At 70.1% G+C, this 18,432-nt stretch carries 16 protein-coding genes, 1 tRNA gene and 1 pseudogene; 5 read left to right on the top strand and 13 right to left on the bottom strand.

The window, feature by feature from the left end; genetic code table 11:
• Positions 1–142: 142 nt before the first annotated feature.
• Entirely contained in the window at positions 143–478 is a 336-nt protein-coding gene (locus ACZ4W9_RS37955) for a hypothetical protein (RefSeq protein WP_467943787.1), read from the bottom strand.
• Between the two features lie 406 nt (positions 479–884).
• Between ACZ4W9_RS37955 and ACZ4W9_RS37950 the strand changes: the two genes are divergently transcribed.
• The gene (locus tag ACZ4W9_RS37950; protein ID WP_467943789.1) at positions 885–1,829 is read left to right on the top strand and encodes a helix-turn-helix transcriptional regulator; all 945 of its coding nucleotides are present in this window, start codon (positions 885–887) and stop codon (positions 1,827–1,829) included.
• A 15-nt stretch (positions 1,830–1,844) separates the two neighbouring features.
• On the opposite strand, the gene ACZ4W9_RS37945 is transcribed toward ACZ4W9_RS37950, so the two are convergent.
• Together ACZ4W9_RS37945 and ACZ4W9_RS37940 are read right to left on the bottom strand one after the other, a co-directional pair.
• Positions 1,845–2,888, bottom strand: a complete 1,044-nt coding sequence (locus ACZ4W9_RS37945) for a helix-turn-helix transcriptional regulator (protein ID WP_467943786.1) — start codon at positions 2,886–2,888, stop codon at positions 1,845–1,847.
• A 219-nt stretch (positions 2,889–3,107) separates the two neighbouring features.
• Positions 3,108–4,214 carry a sugar ABC transporter substrate-binding protein gene (locus ACZ4W9_RS37940; protein ID WP_467943788.1) on the bottom strand — a complete coding sequence of 369 codons (1,107 nt, stop codon included), beginning with the start codon at positions 4,212–4,214 and terminating at the stop codon, positions 3,108–3,110.
• 292 nt (positions 4,215–4,506) lie between these two features.
• Between ACZ4W9_RS37940 and ACZ4W9_RS37935 the strand changes: the two genes are divergently transcribed.
• On the top strand, positions 4,507–5,952 hold the full coding sequence (locus ACZ4W9_RS37935; RefSeq protein ID WP_467943785.1) for a PA14 domain-containing protein: 1,446 nt from the start codon (positions 4,507–4,509) through the stop codon (positions 5,950–5,952).
• A gap of 53 nt (positions 5,953–6,005) precedes the next feature.
• Here ACZ4W9_RS37935 and ACZ4W9_RS37930 read toward each other — a convergent pair whose 3' ends face one another.
• The 5 genes from ACZ4W9_RS37930 to ACZ4W9_RS37910 all read right to left on the bottom strand — a co-directional run bounded on the left by ACZ4W9_RS37930 (position 6,006) and on the right by ACZ4W9_RS37910 (position 11,296).
• Complete coding sequence (locus tag ACZ4W9_RS37930; protein ID WP_365875520.1) at positions 6,006–6,473, bottom strand: heat shock protein transcriptional repressor HspR; 468 nt, start codon at positions 6,471–6,473, stop codon at positions 6,006–6,008.
• Positions 6,474–6,478: 5 nt separating this feature from the next.
• Entirely contained in the window at positions 6,479–7,645 is a 1,167-nt protein-coding gene (gene dnaJ / locus ACZ4W9_RS37925) for a molecular chaperone DnaJ (RefSeq protein WP_467943784.1), read from the bottom strand.
• Positions 7,646–7,675: 30 nt separating this feature from the next.
• A complete protein-coding gene (grpE, locus tag ACZ4W9_RS37920) occupies positions 7,676–8,344 on the bottom strand; it encodes a nucleotide exchange factor GrpE (protein ID WP_467943783.1) in 669 nt (222 codons plus the stop codon).
• Positions 8,341–10,176, bottom strand: coding sequence for a molecular chaperone DnaK (dnaK, locus tag ACZ4W9_RS37915; protein WP_318202241.1), 1,836 nt, complete (start codon positions 10,174–10,176; stop codon positions 8,341–8,343). The genes grpE and dnaK overlap by 4 nt, the downstream gene beginning before the upstream one ends.
• A gap of 94 nt (positions 10,177–10,270) precedes the next feature.
• Complete coding sequence (locus tag ACZ4W9_RS37910) at positions 10,271–11,296, bottom strand: MraY family glycosyltransferase (protein WP_467943782.1); 1,026 nt, start codon at positions 11,294–11,296, stop codon at positions 10,271–10,273.
• A 200-nt stretch (positions 11,297–11,496) separates the two neighbouring features.
• Here ACZ4W9_RS37910 and ACZ4W9_RS37905 point away from each other — a divergent pair, with 200 nt between their 5' ends.
• Entirely contained in the window at positions 11,497–13,764 is a 2,268-nt protein-coding gene (locus ACZ4W9_RS37905; RefSeq protein WP_467943781.1) for a (Fe-S)-binding protein, read from the top strand.
• Between the two features lie 101 nt (positions 13,765–13,865).
• Here the strand turns inward: ACZ4W9_RS37905 and ACZ4W9_RS37900 are convergent, their stop codons facing one another.
• The gene (locus ACZ4W9_RS37900; protein ID WP_181793323.1) at positions 13,866–14,204 is read right to left on the bottom strand and encodes an antibiotic biosynthesis monooxygenase family protein; all 339 of its coding nucleotides are present in this window, start codon (positions 14,202–14,204) and stop codon (positions 13,866–13,868) included.
• A gap of 86 nt (positions 14,205–14,290) precedes the next feature.
• Here ACZ4W9_RS37900 and ACZ4W9_RS37895 point away from each other — a divergent pair, with 86 nt between their 5' ends.
• Positions 14,291–15,376, top strand: a complete 1,086-nt coding sequence (locus tag ACZ4W9_RS37895; protein ID WP_467943780.1) for a Yip1 family protein — start codon at positions 14,291–14,293, stop codon at positions 15,374–15,376.
• A 73-nt stretch (positions 15,377–15,449) separates the two neighbouring features.
• Here the strand turns inward: ACZ4W9_RS37895 and ACZ4W9_RS37890 are convergent, their stop codons facing one another.
• The 3 genes from ACZ4W9_RS37890 to ACZ4W9_RS37880 all read right to left on the bottom strand — a co-directional run bounded on the left by ACZ4W9_RS37890 (position 15,450) and on the right by ACZ4W9_RS37880 (position 16,798).
• On the bottom strand, positions 15,450–15,953 hold the full coding sequence (locus ACZ4W9_RS37890) for a phosphoribosyltransferase (protein WP_358690812.1): 504 nt from the start codon (positions 15,951–15,953) through the stop codon (positions 15,450–15,452).
• 13 nt (positions 15,954–15,966) lie between these two features.
• Positions 15,967–16,542 carry a dCTP deaminase gene (dcd, locus tag ACZ4W9_RS37885; RefSeq protein ID WP_318202246.1) on the bottom strand — a complete coding sequence of 192 codons (576 nt, stop codon included), beginning with the start codon at positions 16,540–16,542 and terminating at the stop codon, positions 15,967–15,969.
• Between the two features lie 97 nt (positions 16,543–16,639).
• Entirely contained in the window at positions 16,640–16,798 is a 159-nt protein-coding gene (locus tag ACZ4W9_RS37880; protein WP_467943778.1) for a hypothetical protein, read from the bottom strand.
• 247 nt (positions 16,799–17,045) lie between these two features.
• Here ACZ4W9_RS37880 and ACZ4W9_RS37875 point away from each other — a divergent pair.
• Positions 17,046–17,119 (top strand) — tRNA-Gly (locus tag ACZ4W9_RS37875).
• Between the two features lie 49 nt (positions 17,120–17,168).
• Here the strand turns inward: ACZ4W9_RS37875 and ACZ4W9_RS37870 are convergent.
• Positions 17,169–18,173, bottom strand: a pseudogene (locus ACZ4W9_RS37870) (tyrosine-type recombinase/integrase); the annotation flags it as partial.
• Positions 18,174–18,432 lie beyond the last annotated feature (259 nt).

Raw genomic sequence — 18,432 nt, 5'->3', positions numbered from 1 at the left:
CCCCCCCCCCCCCCCCCCCCCCCCCCCCCCCCCCCCCCCCCCCCCCCCCCCCCCCCCCCCCCCCCCCCCCCCCCCCCCCCCCCCCCCCCCCCCGCTGCGGGGGGGAAGCACCTGAGCGATCTTTTACGACGGGGGAATCGCGTCAGGCACTGCGGGGGGTGGCCGAGATGGTCCTCAGGTCGGACTCCACCGGCTCCGGCAGCCGATGGTCCCGCTGGTCCAGGTTCACAAAGATCATTCCGTACCGGATGGCACACCGCACCGGCTGCGGGGCGCCGCGCGGCCTGCGCAGGCACCGGTACGCCCGCACGTCGCCGTCCTCGTCCCGGGTGACGACGACCGGTTCGCCGAACACGGTCACCATCAGCGAATCACCGCTGTGGGGGATGGCGGTGACCAGGTCGATGAAGTGCCAGCCGGACCGGTAGGCGGTGGCCATTTCGCGACGGAAGGAGCGGTCGTCGGGTGGAGTGGTCATGACCGCACGACCCAGCTGCTGTCCGCCGGCGGGACCCACGAGCTGTCGCCCGGGACATCGGACGCCACGATCACCCAGCTGCTGTCACCGGCACCGGCGCCGGCAGCGGCCTGTACACGCCAACTGCTGTCCTGTGCGACAGCATCCTCCGCCCCCGCGTGACCGGTCAGCGCACCGAAGGCCAAGGCGGCGGAGAAGGCGGCGACAAGCGCCGAGCGAAGCATTGTCTTATGCATAGTCGGCTTCGTCCTCATGTGAAGGTCACCTCTCCCCCGTCCAGATACGACGATGGCCCATTCCGGCACGTCATGGCCACACAAACGATGCATCATGTTCCTGCACGTTCAGGACCCTGGGGGGTGGAGATTTGGCGATAAACGAGATAAAGCGGACACATCCCCACGGTCTGACCGACCTGTGCGAGGAGGGGAGCCGGCTCTACGGGAACGCTCTCCGGACGGGCCGCATAGCCCGCGCGGACGTGGAACCCGCGCCCTGCCTGATGGAGTTCGCCCTCCTCCACCCCGACCCCGACGATCCGAACTGGCTGCGCCCGGTGCCGCCGACGATCGCCCTGGCCCAGCGGCTGAACCCGATCGAGCAGGAGATCACCCAGCGCCGCCGCGAGTCCATCGAACTCGCCGACGCTTTCGAGCCGTTCATGAGCATCAGTGCCCAGCCCACGGCGACCACCCACTCGATCACCGTGCTGGAGGGCCTGGACCGGATCAACGCGGCACTGGATCTGGCCACCTCCCAGTGCCAGACCGAGATGCTCACGGTCCAGCCGAGCCGGAAACGTCTCGAACACACCCTCGCCAAGGCCCTGGAGCGCGACCGCCCGCTGATCGAGCGGGGCTGCCGCATCCGCACCCTCTACCAGCACCCGGCCCGCTACAGCCCCGAGACGCTCGCCTACGTCGCCCAGTTCGCCGACGGCAAGGTCGAATACCGGACGATCGACGAACTGGCCGAGCGGCTGATCATCTGCGACGAGACGGTGGCCTTCATCCCCACCCGGGACGACGGCGAGGTCGCCCTCGAACTCCGTCACCCCGGACTCGTCCGCTATCTGATCAAGGTCTTCGAGTTCATGTGGGCCCGCGCGGTCCCGCTGAGCGCCGGCGCCCCCTACGAGACCGCCTCCGACGGCATCACCGAGGTCCAGCACTCCATAGCCAAGCTGCTCGTCGAGGGGCACGTGGACGAGGCCATCGCCCGCCGCCTCGGCATGAACGTGCGCACCTGCCGGGCGCACATAGCGAAGCTGGCCCACGCCCTCGGCAGCGGCAGCCGCGCCCAGCTCGGCTATCTCATCGCCCAGTCCGGCATCCTGGACCGGGACCACTGAGGCCACCCGCCCGGCTCAGCGCGCGGCCGGGGGCTCGGGGTCGGCCCCGGTGAGCGCCCCGGCCGGCCGGGGCGGGCGGTGGCCGTCCAGGCCCACCTGGGCGATGCGCACGCCGAGCTGGGTCCGGCTGGCCGCGCCCAGGGTCTCCGACAGCCGGGCGATGTGCGCCCGGCAGGTGCGCACGCTGATGCCCAGCCGCTCGGCGATCACCGCGTCCTGGTGGCCCTCCGCCAGCAGCTCGGCGATGGACTGCTCCCGGTGCGAGATCCCCTCGATGCCGGTGTCGGGCAGCGGCGCGGTCAGCGGGATGGCGAGCCGCCACAGCCGCTCGAAAACCGTCACCAGGTACTCCACCAGCGCCGGGTGGCGCAGTTCCAGCGCCATCGTGCGGTCGGTGTTGGCGGGGATGAAGGCCACCGTGCGGTCGAAGAGGATGAGCCGGTCGATGACCTCGTCCAGGGTGCGGGCCTCCACCGTGTCGCCCATCAGCTCCAGGTAGTTCAGCAACCCCTGCCCGTGCCGCGCCACATGCGTGTAGAGGTCGCGCATGCGCACGCCCCGGCCGCGCAGCGCCAGCGCCCGGTGCAGGCCCTCGGTGAGCTCCGCCTCCCGCCGGATGCCGCCGGGCTGCACGGTGAGCACCTCGGTGGTGCACGCCTCGGTCGCCTCGTCCATCGCCGCCTGGATGCGGGCGAGTCCGTCCAGGACCCGGATGGCGCTGCCCTCGGCCGGTGCCGTCAGGGCGTCGCGCTGCCGGCCCAGGCCCGCGTACCACTCGAACGCGGCCACCGCCGAGCCCACCCGCCGCTGACTCGCGCTGACCTCGTCGTAGACCCCGCGCAGCAGCCGGGTCATGACCTCCTGCGGGGAGGTCGGAACCAGCCAGTCCATGTCGTCGGGATCGGGGTGCAGCAGGGCCAGTTCCAGCAGACAGGGCACGGGCTCGGCGTCCGAGCGCGGCACCCGCCCCCGGCGCACGGCACGGGAGTACACCCGATCGCCGGCCTCACACAGCCGGTCGGCACCGTGAGGGTGCTCCTCCGTCCCGCGCCCGGCCATCGCCCATTTCACCCCCGGTGTGCTGCCACTTCCGCAGCGCAACTATGCGCGGCGCCGACCGGGTCCGCAACACGGCTGCCCGGGCGGCGGCGCCCAAGTGCTCCCGCTCTGCCCGGGTTCGGGTGCCGCCCGCCCTTCACATCGCACCAGGACGCCGGCGGTGGCGCGGACCCGGCTCCGCCGCGGCGGGACCGGGCGCCGGACCGGGGGCCGCGGCGGCTACTTCAGCCCGATCGCCGCGCAGTCCGCCTTGTACTTGGCGGTGCAGATGTCATCGGCCGTGTAGATGCCGTCCGCGAGGACGGTGTCCTTGATGCTGCCCTTGGTCAGCGCGCTGACCTGCACCAGCCTGGCCGGGATGTCCTTGGTGGTGGGGCTGTCCACGCGGTCCCGGGTGAGGGCGTCGAACTGGATGTCCTTGCCCTGGAGCTTGGTGACGGCGATCTGCGCGGCGGCCTCGGCCTCGTCCGGGTAGGACTTGTAGACGCTCATGTACTGCTCGCCGGCCACGATCCGCTGCACCGCGTCCAGGTCGGCGTCCTGACCGGTGACCGGGGGCAGGTCGGTGACGCCCGCCGCCTTCAGGGCCTTGATGACACCGCCCGCCATGCCGTCGTTGGCGGAGTAGACGCCGGCGATGTTGCCCTTGCCCAGCGCGGCGATCGCCTTGGCCATGTTCGCCTCGGCGTTCTCCGGCTTCCAGTCCGTGGTGTCGTAGCTCTCGGCGATCGTCACCTTGCCGTTCAGCTCGGAGAGCGCGCCCTCCTTGAACTGCTTGGCGTTGGGGTCGGTGGGCGAGCCGTTCATCATGACGATCTTGTCGGAGGTGTCCGCGGCCGATCCCAGGGCCTCCATCAGGGTCCGGCCCTGCACCTCGCCGACGAGTTCGTTGTCGAAGGAGACGTAGGCGTCGATCGGGCCCTCGGCGAGGCGGTCGTAGGCGATGACCGGGATGCCCGCGTCCTTGGCCTTCTTCACCTGGCCGGCGATGGCGTGCGCGTCCACCGCGTCCAGCAGGATGACGTCGGCCTTGGCGTCGATCAGGTTCTGCATCTGCTCGGCCTGCCGGGCGGCGCTCGCGTCGGCGTTGGCGTACTCGACCTTGCCCTTCTTCCGGGTGAGTTCGGCGACCTTGCGCTTGATGATGGGGTAGTCGAACTTGTCGTAGCGGGTGTTCGCCTTCTCCGGCAGCAGCAGGCCCACGGTGATGTCGTCACCCTTGGTCGGGCTCGCGCTCGCGCCGTCCCCCGTCGCGTTCAGCACGCCGCAGCCGGCGAGCGAGAGAGTCATCGTGGAGGCGGCCACGGACATGGCGATACGACGCATTCGGAGGCTCACTTCAGGTGTGGTACGGAGGGGTGGTGCGCTACGACCCGGGTGTCTGAAAAGACAACGCGGCACGCCCACCCGGCGTCAAGAAAAATCACTTAACGAGTGCGCAACACCACGCTCAGCAGCAACTGTGAAGGTTGCGCGAAACCCTCTGCAAAGGGCCGTTACCTCCCCTGCACACCAAGGAAGTTCACAGGTGATGGAGATCTGTACAACCAACCCGGTTCACCGCGAGTCGTGACCATCGGCGGCCCCGGGCCGCCCTCCGACTCGATCAGAGGAACGAATGAACCCAGCCAGACGCGCGACCGCCACGGCCGTCGTGCTCGCCGCAGCCGGCGCCCTGCTGAGCGCCGTCGCCCCGTCCGCGTCCGCCGCCGTGAGCTGCGCCTCCCCCGCCTACCAGCGGCAGTTCTTCGCGAACACCACCTTCAAGGGCACCCCGAAGAAGACGGACTGCGACAGCGCCGTCGCCGAGAAGTGGGGCACCGGCGCCCCGGCCGCGGGCCTGCCCAAGGACAACTTCGGCGTCCGCTGGACCGTGACCCGCGACTTCGGCTCCGGCGGGCCCTTCGCCCTGCCGGTCACCGCCCAGGACGGCATCCGGGTGTACCTGGACGGCAGCCGCAAGGTCGACCTGTGGAAGAACGTCTCCAAGACCCAGAAGAAGACCGTCAACGTCACGATCCCCTCCGGCAGGCACACGCTCCGCGTGGACTTCGTCAACTGGACCGGCGCCGCGGACGTCTCCTTCGCCTACACCCCCCGCACCACGGCCGACGTGGACAAGGTCAAGCCCCTGGTGCCGTCCGGGGCCGCGGTGTCGTACGACCCCGCGACCGGCCGGGCCAAGGTGAGCTGGTCGAAGAACAAGGAGATGGACCTCGCCGGTTACCGCCTCTACCGGCGGCTCCAGGGCCACCCGTTCGAGGCCGTGCCGCTGGCGACGACCACCGCCACCAGCTACACCGACACCACCCTCCCGGCGACCGGCGAGACCTTCTTTTACGAGGTCCGCGCCTACGACAAGGCCCGCAACGAGTCCGCGGGCACGGCCGACAAGCCCGTCACCACCGCCGACCGCACCGCGCCCGCCGCGCCGGCCGGCCTGGAGGTCACCGACGCCTCCGAGCAGGACGGCCTGCGCATCGGCTGGAGCCCCGTGACCGGCGCGGCCTCCTACCGGGTCTACCGGGCGACGAGCGCGACCGGCACCTACACCCGCCTCGGCGCCACCGCCGAACAGTCCTACCGGGACGCCACGGCCGCGGTGGGCACCGCCTTCTACTACCGGGTGACCGCGGTGGACGCGGCGGGCAACGAGTCCGCCCGGTCCGCCGCCGTCACCGGCGAGCGCCGGGACGACACCCCGCCGCCGCCCGTCACCGGGCTCAAGGCCACCCCGACCGACTACGGCTTCGAGCTGACCTGGGACAAGAACCCGGCGCCCGACCTGCTGCGGTACTCCGTCTACGTGGGCGTGGTCCTCAGCGACGGCGAGGAGAGCGTCTGTTCCGCCTCCGAGACCGCCTGGCTGACGCCCGACGTCACCTCCTACCGGCACACCACGGTCCCCGACGGCGATCAGCGCTGCTTCTTCGTCGATGCCGTCGACGCGTCCGGGAACTCCCGCTACAGGCTGACCCGCGAGGCCGACGTGGTGGTCGCCACCGAGCTGGGCACGCCGGAGGAGGAGGGCACCGAGCCCACCACCGGCGGCACCGGAGCATAGAAGAAGAGGGGCCCGGGTGAACCCGGGCCCCTCCGTGTGCGCGGTACGCGCCGTCAGTCCTGCTGCTGCCGCTTGGGCCGCCACACCACCAGCGCGCTGGTCTGCTGGACCTCCTGGTACGGCACCAGGTCGCGCCGGTAGGAGGCGTGCACCGCGGCCTCGCGCTGCCGCATCGCCGCCGCCGCGCCGTCCAGGGCCGCCTCCAGCTCCACGACCCGGGACTGGAGCGCGGCGACCTGGTTCTCCAGCTCGATGATCCGCTTGATACCGGCCAGGTTGATGCCCTCGTCCTGCGACAACTGCTGCACCTGGCGGAGCAGTTCGATGTCCCGCGCCGAGTAGCGCCGGCCCCGGCCCGCGGTGCGGTCGGGGGAGACCAGGCCCAGCCGGTCGTACTGGCGCAGTGTCTGCGGGTGGAGTCCGGAGAGCTGGGCCGCCACCGAGATGACGTAGACCGGGGTCTCGTCGGTCAGTTCGTACGGTGAGAAACCCCCGCGCTGGCGGGGACGACGGCCATCCATCTCTCTCAAGCTCCCTTCGCGGCCTCGAACAGCTCCGCCCGCGGGTCCTCGCCCGCGGTCGCCTCGCGATACGCCTCCAGTGCGTCACGAGCCTTCCCCGACAGGTCCGTGGGGACACGCACCTCCACGGTGACCAGCAGATCGCCGCGGGTGCCGTCCTTGCGGACCGCGCCCTTGCCCCGGGCCCGCATCGTACGGCCGTTCGGGGTGCCGGGGGGCAGTTTCAGGGTGACGGGCGGACCGCCGAGGGTCGGCACCCGCACCTCTCCGCCGAGAGCCGCCTCGGGATACGTCACCGGCACGGTGACGGTGAGGTTGTCGCCCTTGCGCCCGAACACCGGGTGCTCCCCGACGTGGACGACCACGTACAGATCGCCGGCCGGGCCGCCCCGCTCGCCGGGCGCGCCCTTGCCGCGCAGCCGGATGCGCTGGCCGTCGGTCACCCCCGCGGGGATGCGGACCTGCATGGTCCGCGACGACTTGGCGCGTCCGCTGCCCTTGCACTCCTCGCAGGGCTGCTCGGCGATCAGGCCGCGTCCCTTGCAGTCGGGGCAGGGGTCGGTGAGCGAGAAGCCGCCGCCGGAGCCCCGCGCGACCTGTCCGGTGCCGACGCAGGTCGGGCACACGCGCGGCGTGCCGTTCTTGTCGCCGGTGCCCGAGCAGGCCTTGCAGGGCGCCTGGGAGGACATCCGCAGGGGCACCGTGGCGCCCTCGATGGCCTCCGTGAAGCTCAGCGTCACCTCGGACTCCACGTCCTGGCCGCGCCGGGGCTGGGTACGCGGGCCCGCGGTGCCGCCGCGGTTGAACAGGCCCCCGAAGACGTCACCGATGCCGCCGCCGAAGCCTCCGCCCTGGGCGGCGCCCCCGAAGAGGTCGCCCAGGTCGAAGTTGAAGGAGCCGCCGGCCCCGCCCGGCCCGGGGCGGAAGCCGCCGCTGCCGAAGAGCGCGCGCGCCTCGTCGTACTCCTTGCGCTTCTTGGGGTCGCCGAGGACGTCGTTCGCCTCGGAGATCTCCTTGAAGCGCTCCTCGGCCTTGGCGTTGCCCTTGTTGGCGTCCGGGTGGAACTCGCGGGCGAGCTTGCGGTACGCCTTCTTGATCTCGGCGTCGGTGGCGTCCTTGGGGACGCCGAGGACCTTGTAGTAGTCCTTCTCGATGAAGTCCTTGGTGCTCATCCCCGACGTCCCTCCTTCCCCTCTGTCACGTCAGCCCTCGTCCGGGCCACCGTTCTCCTTGTCGCCGTCCGCCGCGGTGTCCTCCTCGGCGCCCTCCGCCTGGTCCGCCTTGACGGTCTGCGCGCCGGGCTGCGGCTCGGCCACGGCCACCCGCGCGGGGCGGATGGTGCGCTCGCCGATGCGATACCCGGGCTGCAGGATCGCCACGCAGGTCGTCTCGGTGACGTCCGGCGCGTAGGAGTGCATCAGGGCCTCGTGGATCGTCGGGTCGAAGGGCTCGCCCTCCTTGCCGAACTGCTGCAGGCCCATCTTGGCCGCGACGGTCTCCAGCGACTCGGCCACCGACTTGAAGCCGCCGACCAGTTCGCCGTGTTCCCGTGCCCGGCCGATGTCGTCGAGCACCGGGAGCAGCTCGGTCAGGAGGTTCGCCACGGCGATCTCCTTGACCGCGGCCCGGTCGCGCTCGACGCGGCGGCGGTAGTTCTGGTACTCGGCCTGGAGGCGCTGGAGGTCCGCCGTGCGCTCGCTGAGCGCCGTGCGCACCTGGTCCAGCTGGGCGACCAGACCGGCGTTCTCTGCGGGTCCGTCCCCGGCCGGGGCCGCCCCCTCCTCGGAGGCGGCCTTCGGCTCGGCGTCGTCGGAGGTGGCGCCGGAGGGGACGTCGGGCTTCTCCTCGAAGCCCGGGGTCTCCTCCGTCACGCGGCACCGTCCTTGCGCTCGTCGTCCACGATCTCGGCGTCCACGACGTCGTCGTCCTTGGCGTCACCGGCCGGGGCACCGCCGGCGGCCTGGGCACCCTGGGCGTCGGCGTACAGGGCCTGGCCCAGCTTCTGCGAGACGGCCGCGACCTTCTCGGTGGCGGTGCGGATCTCGGCGGTGTCCTCGCCCTTGAGCTTCTCCTTCAGCTCGGCGACGGCGGACTCCACCTCGGTCTTGACCTCGCCGGGGACCTTGTCCTCGTTGTCCTTGAGGAACTTCTCGGTCTGGTAGACGAGCTGCTCGCCCTGGTTGCGGGTCTCGGCGGCCTCGCGGCGCTTGTGGTCCTCCTCCGCGTAACGCTCGGCCTCCTCGCGCATGCGGTCGACCTCGTCCTTCGGGAGCGAGGAGCCGCCGGTGACGGTCATCTTCTGCTCCTTGCCGGTGCCGAGGTCCTTCGCCGTGACGTGCATGATGCCGTTGGCGTCGATGTCGAAGGAGACCTCGATCTGCGGGACGCCGCGCGGCGCCGGCGGCAGACCGGTCAGCTCGAACATGCCGAGCTTCTTGTTGTACGCCGCGATCTCGCGCTCGCCCTGGTAGACCTGGATCTGCACCGACGGCTGGTTGTCCTCGGCCGTGGTGAAGATCTCCGAGCGCTTGGTCGGGATCGTGGTGTTGCGCTCGATCAGCTTGGTCATGATGCCGCCCTTGGTCTCGATGCCGAGGGACAGCGGGGTGACGTCGAGCAGCAGGACGTCCTTGACCTCACCCTTGAGGACACCGGCCTGGAGCGAGGCGCCGATGGCGACGACCTCGTCCGGGTTCACACCCTTGTTGGCCTCCTTGCCGCCGGTCAGCTCCTTGACCAGTTCGGCGACGGCGGGCATACGGGTGGAGCCACCGACGAGCACGACGTGGTCGATCTCGTTGATGGAGATGCCGGCGTCCTTGATGACGTTGTGGAACGGCGTCTTGCAGCGCTCCAGCAGGTCGGCCGTCAGCTGCTGGAACTGGGCGCGGGTGAGCTTCTCGTCCAGGTGCAGCGGGCCCTCGGCGGAGGCCGTGATGTACGGCAGGTTGATCGAGGTCTCCGTGGAGGAGGACAGCTCGATCTTGGCCTTCTCGGCGGCCTCGCGGAGGCGCTGGAGGGCCATCTTGTCCTTGGACAGGTCCACGCCGTGACCGGACTGGAACTGCTTGACCAGGTAGTCGACGACGCGCTGGTCCCAGTCGTCGCCACCGAGGTGGTTGTCGCCGTTGGTGGCCTTCACCTCGACGACGCCGTCGCCGATCTCCAGCAGGGACACGTCGAAGGTGCCGCCGCCGAGGTCGAAGACGAGGATCGTCTGGTCGTCCTTGTCGAGGCCGTAGGCCAGGGCCGCGGCGGTCGGCTCGTTGACGATGCGCAGGACGTTCAGGCCGGCGATCTCGCCGGCCTCCTTCGTCGCCTGGCGCTCGGAGTCGTTGAAGTAGGCCGGGACGGTGATGACCGCGTCCGTGACCTTCTCGCCCAGGTAGGCCTCGGCGTCCCGCTTCAGCTTCTGCAGGATGAACGCGGAGATCTGCTGCGGGTTGAAGTCCTTCCCGTCCAGCGCGATCTTCCAGTCGGTGCCCATGTGGCGCTTGACGGACCGGATGGTCCGGTCGACGTTGGTGACCGCCTGGCGCTTGGCCACCTCGCCGACGAGCACCTCGCCGTTCTTCGCGAAGGCGACGACGGACGGCGTGGTCCTGGCACCCTCGGCGTTGGTGATGACGGTGGGCTCGCCGCCCTCCAGAACGCTGACGACGGAGTTAGTCGTGCCCAGGTCGATGCCGACCGCACGTGCCATGGTTGATTCCTCCAGCTGACTTGAGTGGAACAGGCTCAAGTGTGCACGAGGAGGACCGCGGGGTCAACAGACCTGAGTCAATCGGACTCAACTCTTATCCGCTCCTTACGCGCAAGTGCCCGCCGACCTGCGTCGATGCCGTCCGCCGCGGCTGCGGAACAGGCATCCGAAGGAGTGCGAGGACGATCGCCGTGACGACGACCGCGCCGGCCACCCAGAGCGCGGCCCCCTTCCCGGTCCACCCGGCGTGCACCAGTACCCCCACGAGCACCGAGGAGAACGAGGCGGCCCCGAGCAGCACGACGGACCCCTGCGGGGCGAGCCCGAGCCGGCGCAGCCGGTGCGCGAGATGGTCCGGGCCGCGCCGCAGCAGCGGGCGCCGGGCGGCGGTCCGGGCGAGGACGACCAGCAGGGCGTCGGCGACGGCGACGGCGGCCAGGCAGAACACCACGGCCGCGCTCGGCCCGAGCGCGTACCCCGCGCGCGTGAAGACGACGGCGGAGGACAGCACGAACCCGGTGAACAGCGAGCCGCAGGCGCCGAGGCCGACCCGTGCGGGGTGCCAGTTGTGCATCAGGAAGCCGGTGAGGGCGGCGGCGACCACGCTCAGCAGCACCGCGAGACCGTCCATCACCTCGGCGGCGGCGCAGGCGCCCACCCCGAAGGCGGTGATCACCCCGACCGTCCCGGCCAGTCCGTCGGCGTGGTCCAGCCCCCGGAAGGCGAGGGTGGTGCACACGATCCAGCCGACGGCCAGCATCCCGCCCGGCAGGCCCGTGTCGTCGTAGGGCACCACCCAGACCGCCGCCACGGCCGTACCGGCGGCGAGCACCCGGGTGCGCAGCCGCCACACGTCGGCCACCAGGCCCAGGGCGGCGATCGCGGCGGCGGCCGTCAGCAGCTGCTCGACGCCCTCCCCGAGCGGGGCCACCCGGCTCCACTGCCCCACCCCGGCGACCAGGCAGGTGACGGTCACGACGGCGAGCCCGCCGAGCAGCGGGAGGGGGCGCTGCCGGCGCCGGTCGAGGATCCCGGCCCGCAGGGCGGGCGCCCGGAGCGCCGCGGCGAGCACGGCGGTCAGGAGGAGGGCGGCGGTGGCGGCGGTGATCCCGTAGAGCACGGCTCTAAGGTAGGGGCGAAAGTATCAATTCGGTACGAATAACACGATCTGATTGCCTGGCGGCGATCCATATCACCCCGCGCTCTGCTGCATCCCGAAGGAAGATAGGGGTAGTCTCAGACGGACTACATAAGTTACCGCTTAGTAATGTCCGTCAGCCCAGACAGCTCGTTCCGACCGAGGCCGCTTCAGGAGCCCCAATGCAACTCGCCGCGATCATCGTGTCGCTGGTCCTGATCGTGGTCGGCGTGGCACTGTTCGGCCGCGCCCTCCTCCAGATCTACAACCACATGCGGCTGGGCCAGCCGGTACCGGCCGGCACGCGGACCGACGATCCCGCACAGCGCACCATGACCGTGGCCCGGGAGTTCCTCGGCCACACCCGCATGAACCGCTGGGGCATCGTCGGCGTGGCGCACTGGTTCGTCGCCGTCGGCTTCTTCACGCTGCTGCTGACGATCGTCAACGCGTTCGGGCAACTGTTCGAGGCGGACTGGATCCTGCCGGTCCTCGGCGACTGGGCACCGTACAACGTCTACGTCGAGTTCATCGGCACGATGACCGTCGTCGGCATCCTGGTGCTGATCGCGATCCGCCAGCTGAGCCACCCGCGCGACCCGGGCCGCAAGTCCCGCTTCGCCGGCTCCAACTTCGGCCAGGCGTACTTCGTCGAGACCGTCATCCTCATCGTCGGCGTCTGCATCTTCATGCTGCACGCCCTCGAAGGCGCCCAGCACCACGTCGACGGCTACGAGGCCTCGTTCTTCATCTCGTACCCGGTCGTCGCCTGGCTGCGGGACATGGACCTCTCCACGCTCCAGAACCTCACCTACTTCTTCGCCGGACTGAAGATCGCGACCAGCTTCATCTGGATGATCACGGTCTCCCTGAAGACCGACATGGGCGTGGCCTGGCACCGCTTCCTGGCGTTCCCGAACATCTGGTTCAAGCGCAACGCCGACGGCTCCACCGCGCTCGGCGCGCTCCAGCCGATGACCTCGGGCGGCAAGCCGATCGACTTCGAGGACCCGGGCGAGGACGACGTCTTCGGCGTCTCCCAGGTCGAGCAGTTCTCCTGGAAGGGCCTGCTGGACTTCTCCACCTGCACCGAGTGCGGCCGCTGCCAGTCGCAGTGCCCCGCCTGGAACACCGGCAAGCCGCTCTCCCCCAAGCTGCTGATCATGTCGCTGCGGGACCACGCGCACGCCAAGGCGCCGTACCTGCTGGCCGGCGGCGGCAAGACCATGGAGGGCGAGGAGAAGGCGTCCGAGGAGCAGCTGAAGGACGTCCCCGCCGCCGCGCTGGCCGAGGCCGAGCGCCCGCTGATCGGCACCGCCGAGGAGAACGGCGTCATCGACCCGGACGTGCTGTGGTCCTGCACCACCTGCGGCGCCTGCGTCGAGCAGTGCCCGGTGGACATCGAGCACGTCGACCACATCGTGGACATGCGCCGCTACCAGGTGATGATCGAGAGCGCCTTCCCCTCCGAGGCGGGCACGATGCTCAAGAACCTGGAGAAGAAGGGCAACCCCTGGGGCCTGGCGAAGAAGCAGCGCCTGGAGTGGACCAAGGAGGTCGACTTCGAGGTCCCGGTCGTCGGCAAGGACATCGAGGACCTCACCGAGGTCGAGTACCTGTACTGGGTCGGCTGCGCCGGCGCCCTGGAGGACCGCGCGAAGAAGACCACCAAGGCCTTCGCCGAGCTGCTGCACATCGCGGGCGTGAAGTTCGCGATCATGGGCGGCGACGAGAAGTGCACCGGTGACTCCGCCCGCCGCCTGGGCAACGAGCCCCTGTTCCAGCAGCTCGGCATGGAGAACGTCGCCGCGCTGAACATGGCGTTCGGCGAGGACGACGAGGACCCGGCGACGAAGAAGCCGAAGTCCGCGAAGAAGATCGTCGCGACCTGCCCGCACTGCCTGAACACCATCGGCAACGAGTACCCGCAGCTCGGCGGCGACTACGAGGTCATCCACCACACCCAGCTGCTCCAGCACCTGGTGGACGAGGGCAAGCTGATCCCCGTCACCCCGGTCGAGGGCCTCATCACCTACCACGACCCCTGCTACCTGGGCCGCCACAACAAGATCTACACGCCCCCGCGCGAGATCATCGGCAAGGTCCCGGGCCTCAGGAACGAGGAGATGCACCGCCACAAGGAGCGCGGCTTCTGCTGCGGCGCCGGCGGCGCGCGGATGTGGATGGAGGAGCGGATCGGCAAGCGCATCAACAACGAGCGCGTCGACGAGGCCCTGTCCCTCAACCCCGACATCGTCTCCACCGCCTGCCCGTTCTGCCTGGTCATGCTCACCGACTCGGTGAACGGCAAGAAGAACGACGGCAAGGCGAAGGAGTCCATCCAGGTCGTGGACGTCGCCCAGCTGCTGCTCGACTCCGTCAAGACGCCGGCCGACCCGGCGGGCGAGGCGGAGGCCGAGAGCGCGCCGGAGCCGGAGCCGGTGAAGTAACCCGCTCCCCCGCACGTACGGCGCCCCCTGCTTCGCACAGGCAGGGGGCGCCGTCGTGTGTCCGGGGCCGGGCTCCGGCGGTCTCCGCTGCACGGTGGGGCTCAGGCGCCCTTGGGGCCGGCCTGCTGGACCACGTCGAAGGACCACAGGGTCGAACCGGAGGCCGCGGGCTTCGGGCGCTCGCCGCCTTCCCCGCCGCCCTCGCCGCCGCCGTGGTGCGCGGCCTTCATCGGCCCCTCCATCCAGGCCTGGAAGGACTCCTCGTCGCGCCAGCGGGTGTAGACGAGGTACTGGTCGGTGCCCTCCACGGGCCGCAGCAGCTCGAACCACTCGAAGCCGTCGGAGTTCTCCACCGCGTGGGCCCGCGAGGCGAACCGCTTCTCCAGCACCTCCCGCTGCTCGGCGGGAACGGTCAGCACGTTGATCTTCACTACGCTCATGGTCCCATCCTGGACCATGGAGCCCCGCCGAACGTCGCGGAACCCCGAGGGAATTCGGGGTGCGGTGCCGGACGGTCCCTTAGGGGATGTCACAGGTCGGCCGCAAAGCCGGGCCAGGACCACAGGCCCCGTCACGCGGCCCGCCCGGACCAGGTACGTTCGATGACGTGGCTGGATTCAGGATCGGACGCGGGGGCCGGGACGACCGTACCCCCCAAGGACAGCAGGCGCCCCAGGGACCGTCGTACGGACGCGGGCACGGCCCCGCGCAGCCCGGGGGACCGTCGTACGGGCAGCCGCCGTACGGCCGCCCGGGCCCGTCGGGACCGACGGGTCCCTCGTACGGCTACCCGTCGGCGCCGCAGCCGCCGTACCCGCACCAGGGACAGCAGCCGCCGTACCCGCACCAGGGGCAGTCCTACGGCTACCCGGGCCCCGCGGACGACGGCCCCGAGTACTTCGGCGACGGCGGCCACCCGGGCGGCGGCCACGGCGGGCACGGCGGGCACGACCCCTACGCCGCCGACCAGCCGGGCCACACCCAGGCGTTCTCCGTCGACGAGGCCGCGAGCTACACCCAGGGGGCGACCTACCAGGCCGGCTCGGCCCCCGCGCCGGCCGCCCCGATCGGCCCGCCGCTGCACTGGAAGGAACTGCTGAAGGGGATCGTCCTCGCCCCGAACGACACCTTCCTGCGCATGCGGGACTACACGATGTGGATCCCCGCCCTCATCGTGACCTTCCTCTACGGCCTGCTCGCCGTCTTCGGCTTCGACGGCGCCCGCCACGACGCGATCAGCGCGACGCTGTCCAACGCGGTGCCGATCGTGCTGGTGACGGCGGTCGTGATGGTGCTGGGCCTGTTCGTGCTGGGCGCGGTCACCCACACCCTGGCCCGCCAGCTCGGCGGCGACGGCGCCTGGCAGCCCACGGTGGGCCTGTCCATGCTGATCACGGCCCTCACCGACGCGCCGCGGCTGATCGTCGCCATGTTCTTCGGCGGCGACGCCGGCTTCGTCCAGATCCTCGGCTGGGCCACCTGGATCGGCGCCGGCGCCCTGCTGACCCTGATGGTCTCCCGCTCCCACGACCTGCCCTGGCCGAGGGCGCTGGGGGCGTCGGCGATCCAGCTGATCGCGCTGCTGTCGATCGTGAAGCTCGGCACGTTCTGAGCGCCCGCGCACGCGCGCACGCGAAAGGGCCCCCGGCGACGGGGGCCCTTTCGCATTGGTACCGGAACCGGGCTCAGGCGTCGAGGACCTGACCGGCCCGCTTCACGACGGGCGGCTCGACGCTCCAGGGGAAGTTGATCCAGTCGTCGGTCCGCTTCCACACGTACTCGCACTTCACGAGGGAGTGGGACTTCTCGTAGATCACCGCGGAGCGCACCTCGGCCACGGTGTCCAGGCAGAAGTCGCGGACCAGCTTCAGCGTCTTGCCGGTGTCGGCGACGTCGTCGGTGATCAGCACCTTCTTGTCGGAGAAGTCGATCACGTTCGGGACGGGGGCGAGCATCACCGGCATCTCGAGCGTGGTGCCCACACCGGTGTAGAACTCCACGTTCACCAGGTGGATGTTCTTGCAGTCGAGGGCGTAGGCGAGTCCGCCCGCGACGAAGACGCCACCACGGGCGATGCTCAGCACGATGTCGGGCTCGTACCCGTCGTCGGCGATGGTCTGCGCCAGCTCCCGGATCGCGGATCCGAAGAGGTCGTAGGTCAGGTTCTCCCGCACTTCTGCGCTGCTCATGCTGTACTGGCCCTCACACCTGGGTCCGATGGAAATTGAGGAAGGACCGCGAGGCGGTCGGCCCGCGCTGCCCCTGGTACCGGGAGCCGTAGCGCTCACTGCCGTACGGGGACTCGGCGGGCGAGGTCAGCCGGAACATGCACAGCTGGCCGATCTTCATGCCCGGCCACAGCTTGATGGGGAGCGTGGCGAGGTTGGACAGCTCGAGGGTGACGTGTCCGCTGAAGCCGGGGTCGATGAACCCGGCGGTGGAGTGCGTGACCAGCCCGAGCCGGCCGAGCGAACTCTTGCCCTCCAGACGGGAGGCGAGATCGTCGGGCAGCGTGATGACCTCGTAGGTGGAGGCGAGCACGAACTCCCCGGGGTGCAGGATGAACGGCTCGTCCCCCTCGGGCTCCACCAGCCGCGTCAGGTCCGCCTGCTCGACGGAGGGGTCGATGTGCGGGTAGCGGTGGTTCTCGAACACCCGGAAGTAGCGGTCCAGTCGCACGTCGATGCTCGACGGCTGAACCATGGATTCGTCGTAGGGATCGATCCGTACCCGCCCGGCGTCGATCTCGGCCCGGATGTCCTTGTCTGAGAGAAGCACGTAGCGAGGATACGCAAGGCGCGCGGAACCATCGCAATCACGACGGCGCCGCGCGCTCCCTGTCACGCTCCGGCTACGGCCGGTACCGCTTTGTCGCCTACCGCTTCTCCAGCACGACGGGCACCGCGCTCCGCAGCCGGGCGCACCGCGGACACCGCACGAGCCGGCCGGGGCCGAGCCGCTCGGCCTGCTGCATCGGGAACGAAGTGGTGCTGAAGACGTGCCCGTCCGCGCAGCGGACGACGGTGCGTTGCATCAAGTCCCTCAAGTCCCTTCCCCAAGAGCCGCGTCCGGCGTTCTGCCCGGACGCCAAAAGCCACATTACGGGATCAAAGAGACGACGCCCCAGGCGGCACTCCGGCCCCCACGGTACGCCCCAACTCACCGCCCCCCACAGCCGGATCCCACCCGGCCCCACGACCCCGGCCCACCACGCTTCCGCGATGATGTAGAGTGAGCGAGCGTCGGACAAGGGATTCCCCGAACTCCATGTCCGTACATACGCGGGTGTAGTTTAATGGTAGAACATCAGCTTCCCAAGCTGAGAGCGCGAGTTCGATTCTCGTCACCCGCTCCATGCTGAAGGCCCAAGTCAAAGACCTGGGCCTTGTTGTAGTGCGTGGTGATCACTCGCCGCGTGCCAGATCCGTGCCAGAAGACTCGTCGGCCGTCTTCTGGGCGGCCTCCGCCCGAGCCTTCCGCACGGTGGCGTCGAGGCCGGCGGCGACCTCCTCTTGCCGCTCCTCGTCGGAGTGCTGGTAGATCAGAGCTGCCTTCTCGGAGGACTGCCCGGCACGGACCATCGTGTCCTTGAGGGTGGCGCCGGACCGGGTGGAGAGCGTGTGCTCGGTGTGGCGGAGGTCGTAGAACCGGAAGCCCTCGGGCATGCCGACGATCTCACGTGCCTTACGCCACTTCCGCCCGAAGGTGCTACGACGGAACGGGGCGCCCTTCTCCCCCACGAAGACCAGCCCGTCCGGCCCCGGCTCGGCATACGACTCCAGGTGCCAGCGCAGCTCCCGGCGGAGAAACGCGGGAAGAATCACAGTCCGGGTCCCAGCCTCCGACTTCGTCCCGCCCCGGACGCGTCGTCCGTTCATCCGCTCGGGTTCGGCAAGACGGACCCTGATCGGCAGGTTGTCCAGGTCGATGTCCCGGCGACGCAGGCCGGCCAGCTCTTCCGGACGCATCGGGCCGTAGGCGCCGAGGTAGACCACCAGCCGCCACCGCATCCCGACCGCTTCGGCGAGCGCGTCGACCTGGGCCACGGTGGCAATGCGCCGTTCGGCCGCCTTCTCCTTGCCTGCGCCCTTGATCCGGCACGGATTGCGCGTGATCAACTCGTCGTCCACGGCCGTCTCCATGATGGCCTTCAGGAGCCGGTATGCCTTGGCCGTCATGGTCTTGGCCCCGGTCACCCGCAGCCGCTCGGCCCGCCACTCACGCACGAGCGGCGCCGTGATCTCGTCCAGGTCGGAGTCGGTGAAGGCGGCCAGGTACTTCTCGAGAAGGTAGCGGTACAGGTCGCGGGTGAGCGGGGCCAGTTCCCGTTCGTCCACCCACTTGTCGGCGTAGGCCCGGAAGCTCACCGCATCGGCCTCCGGGTCCCGCCACTCTCCCCGACGGATCTCGGTCGGGCGCTCGTATCAGGGGGTGAGGAAGGCATGTTCGGGCCTGGACACTCATCAAGGCCAAGGCAGACCACAGCACCGAGGGCGAGCAGGGCGCCATAGCGTTCCATAGCACCCGATCGGGTGGCGCCATGACGCTGGCGGTCGGAAAATATTATGGCCTGAAATCCTTTGTGACCGCCGCAGAAAATTCGGGGGAATGCTGCCCTCAGGGTGGCGGGATCCCCTTGCGTCATGCTTCAATACCGCACGAAACGGC

Source organism: Streptomyces sp. NPDC029296 (assembly GCF_055569255.1).
This window is presented reverse-complemented; position numbering and strand designations above follow the sequence as displayed.